Annotated in this window: 4 protein-coding genes and 1 pseudogene; all 5 read right to left on the bottom strand. The window is 55.0% G+C overall.

The genetic code is table 11. The annotated features are described in order from the left end of the window. Positions 1-956: pseudogene (locus NW863_RS12485) on the bottom strand (hypothetical protein); the annotation flags it as partial. A gap of 6 nt (positions 957-962) precedes the next feature. Beyond that, positions 963-1,595 carry a DUF4347 domain-containing protein gene (locus tag NW863_RS12490; RefSeq protein ID WP_414366747.1) on the bottom strand — a complete coding sequence of 211 codons (633 nt, stop codon included), beginning with the start codon at positions 1,593-1,595 and terminating at the stop codon, positions 963-965. 72 nt (positions 1,596-1,667) lie between these two features. After that, a complete protein-coding gene (locus NW863_RS12495) occupies positions 1,668-2,345 on the bottom strand; it encodes a hypothetical protein (RefSeq protein WP_414366749.1) in 678 nt (225 codons plus the stop codon). A gap of 26 nt (positions 2,346-2,371) precedes the next feature. Further along, positions 2,372-2,551: a hypothetical protein gene (locus NW863_RS12500; protein WP_414366750.1), complete on the bottom strand. Its 180-nt coding sequence runs from the start codon at positions 2,549-2,551 to the stop codon at positions 2,372-2,374. A gap of 151 nt (positions 2,552-2,702) precedes the next feature. Next, positions 2,703-3,491 (bottom strand): vWA domain-containing protein (locus NW863_RS12505; protein ID WP_414366751.1); only part of this gene is annotated, 789 nt, incomplete at its 5' end.

Here is a 3,491-nt window from a genome sequence, read left to right on the forward strand (position 1 = left end):
GAGATTACGCTGTTGGTAATATTTGCTTGGCCGCCGCTATCGTTGTAAAGGCCGCCCCCATTTTTGCCCGCGCCATTGTCGGAGATCCCCGTGTTGCTGATGGTGAGGGTGCCCTTGTTATAAATACCGCCTCCATCTTGGACAACGATATTGCTGGATATCCCAGTAGTGACAATGGTTACCTTGCCGCCGCTGTCATTGTAAAGGCCACCCCCATCTTGGCCAGCGACATTGGAGGAAATTCCAGAATCTGTAACGGTTACCGTGCTCAAGCTGTAGACGCCGCCACCAAGAGAAGTTGCCTTGTTGTTGGAGATCTGAGCGTTGGCAATTTTAAACTGTCCGCCAGCATCGACGAAAACTCCACCACCCGCCGTATGTGGAAACCCTGACCCATCTGCACAACCTTGGTAGAGTCCCACGTCTTTCATCTGGAGATCGCCTGTACTCTGGACATGGAAGAGGCGGAATTCTCCTTTGGCTGCAGTGTTATCCGGCTTACATGTCACCGAAGTGTCGCGCTGAATGCCTGCACCATTTCCTTGAAGGGTGATGGTGCTCGTGATGTCCAAATCGTCGTTGTCGGCTCCACTGTCTGTTTGGTGCCCACCTCCATCGTCGTCCAGCGACAAGATACAATAATCTGTTTGCAGCACAATGGTGTCTGCCCCTGAGCCTGCGATGCATTCGCCAGCTGTACTAAATAATGCAGAATCGGTGTTGGCTGCAATGACCGCTTCCCGCAAAGAGCATTGGCCGTCATCAGATATGACATCGGCTGGGTTTGTAACATTAATTGTTGCGGCTTGGGCAGGCAATCCTAGACCTGCAACAGCTACACCGACCAAAAAGGGGACGACAATGCCAGAAGTGTAGGAGCGCACAGCGGTCTCTTCAGCGGGTTTCTGGGCAGCGAAGATATCTGTAAGGGTATCTAATAAGTCTTTCGCCCACATACCCACTCACCTGGGAACGACGGCTTCAAAGCGAATGGCCCCGGCAGTGCCAGATCCCCCCACGTCGACCACCGCCACTCCGTTGGAGTTGGTGATGCTGCTGCAGGCTGGCGGCACCGCTTGTCTCTGGAGAATGAGAAGCTCTCCCTCTAAGCCGGATGCCACTTCGCAGCCATAGATCAAGATCTCTGCATCATCAGCCAGGCTAGATTTCCACTGCGAGAGCAAGCTTGCATATTCGGATAGGTTTTCTAGGCTGAGAAGGCTTTTGCCCAACTGTATTGAGCCCGCCTGCCCGTGAGATAGAACGTGCCAAGCTCTAACCCCTTTTCGACCTCGCAGCGCCTCGGCGATCTGCTGGATCCCGTCTTTGTTAGGATCCAAAGGAATAATCTCTGTTCCAGGTCGGATCCCTGCTAGCAAGATCGACAGATCGGGCAAAGCTTGGTCGATAAAGACCAGCCCATCTTGAGCAGAGTGTTGCAGAAGTATATTCCCTGATGTAGCGGAGTCGGCATTCCCCACTCTCAAAAGCAAAATGAGCAAAGCTGTGGAAACGGATCCCAAAGTACGGCTGAGAATCTGCAGTAGCTCGGCGGGTTGCTTAGAGTTGGGCGGAGACGGTCTTGAGGTCAACATCTAACACTCCTCGCTTTTTCAGGGAATGTCTTCAAAAAAGAAAGAAACAGGACTCAATTCCAAGCGAAGCGGCTACAAATTGTCTACTCTCACCGTAACTGGATTACTGAATACTAAAGTTCCAGATGATAGACGGACTGAAGCTCTATTGGTGATGACGATGGGTAGGGCAGGAGCCTCAGGAGAAAGTGTTGCTGCCGGCAAAGGAGTTCCGGGAGCAAGAGGAGAAGCTGGTGGCCGAGTTGCCGGCGGTTCAATGGGCACTGGAGGCGGAGTCGGCACCGGGATCCGCAGCCGACAGGGTTGATCGGATTGATTGCCTTCCAGGGCATAGCAAACTCGAATCAGATCCTCTACAAAACGCAGCCCATTAAAACTCAGCCGATCCGCTTGCTGAATGATATCGGCAATAACTTCCTCTAGGTTGCGGGCAGTTTTGGAAAGAGGAATGCTAACAAACAAAATGTTCTCCAAATCCCTAACCTCAGGGGGGGCTAAGTTCGAGAAGGGTACCCGCTCCCGTTCCCGCAGCAAGATGCGATAGAGAGCCTCGCTCCAAGGAGAGACATCGACGGCTGCGCTGAAAACAAATCCCCGCAGCGGTGTAGGCTGGCTGGCCTGCCGTCCCTGCCCAACGAGGTTCGATTGTACCGAAACCAATTTCCCCGGCGGCTGCGTGATCGAGCCAGAAAAGGGAATCGTAAAGCGCAAGTTGCTATCCAGGGTGGCAGTGGCTAAGGGGGGAAACAAAATCTCTCCCCGTGAGCTCAAGCCGACTAGCTGAACTGAGTTGCCTGCCGAAAAGACTGGCCCGCCTGTACAAAGAGCAGCCGTGGATTCCAGGCCACAAAGCTGAGCAAAGGGATCAACGACCAGCCCCAGGATGGCAGCCGCGGAGCCGGCAGCGGGATCCCTTGTCGGCAACTCCACTCCAGCAGGATTGCCAGAGCCGCCACTACCGCAACTTTTCAGCAAAACAGTGAGGGAACCTGTAACCACAGCAGCCAGGACAAGCGCAGCCGGTTGCCAAAATCTGCTGCCCAGTCGTCGAAACATGTGCCTATGCCTTGCTCTCAATTGCGGATGCTGTCGGTTTGCAGAAGGGCTCTAGCGGGATCCCACCGTGAGAACGGCGTCGCTAAAGGATGTCACAAAACGGCTTCCCTCTCTTTCGACCCGCAGTTCGCCGCTGAGAAGATAAGAGCCAGCAGGTAGGGGAACATTACTTTGTACCCGCACCTGCAGGCGGTGCTCTCCAATAGCAGCAGGGAATAGATTGGCAAAGGGAGCTTCCAGAGCCTCGGCAAACCGCGCCAGCACAAACGTGCCTTCTGTGGCCGCCGCCAGTCGCTGGAGCTCCAGCAGGTTTAAGTCAACGCCCAGCCCAACTACATACACGGTCAGCTTCTGCCCCCGCTCTTGGGCCAGAGTTGTGAGCTCCCGAATGGTCTGGTCAATGGAGCGGGTGCTCTCGTTGTCGATGCCGTCGGTAAACACCACCAGGCGGCGGTTGAAGGTCTCATTGGGGCGAAAGTCACTTAAGAAACGCCCGGCTTCCACCGTGGCGTCATACAAGGCGGTGTTCCCACCGGGATTTGCCCGCAATACCCCTCGCCTAAGCAGTTGCTTATCGCTGGTGAAGTCTTGCAGCAGTTGGGCCGTGCGTAAAGGCTGGCCGAGAGCCGTAGCGCCAAAACCGACCCCTCGGTTATCAAAACGGAGCACTGCCCCCAGATCCAAGGGTGTGGTGCGAAATTGATCCAAAAGCCCAAAAACAGCTAAGAAGCGACGGGACTGGGGATCCAAAACCAACAGGCTGCCGGAGCCGTCCATGAGGATGGCCATGAGCAAAGGCTGACGGGCCAGCTCAGCTCGAGGGTTCTCGATGCGGGTGGG

It is taken from the genome of Synechococcus sp. B60.1 (assembly GCF_047462555.1).
Classification (GTDB): Bacteria; Cyanobacteriota; Cyanobacteriia; order Thermostichales; family Thermostichaceae; genus Thermostichus.

Coding starts and splice junctions, on each gene's coding strand:
- NW863_RS12490 (WP_414366747.1), bottom strand. CDS start 1,595: ATGTTGACCTCAAGACCGTCTCCGCCCAACTCTAAGCAACCCGCCGAG.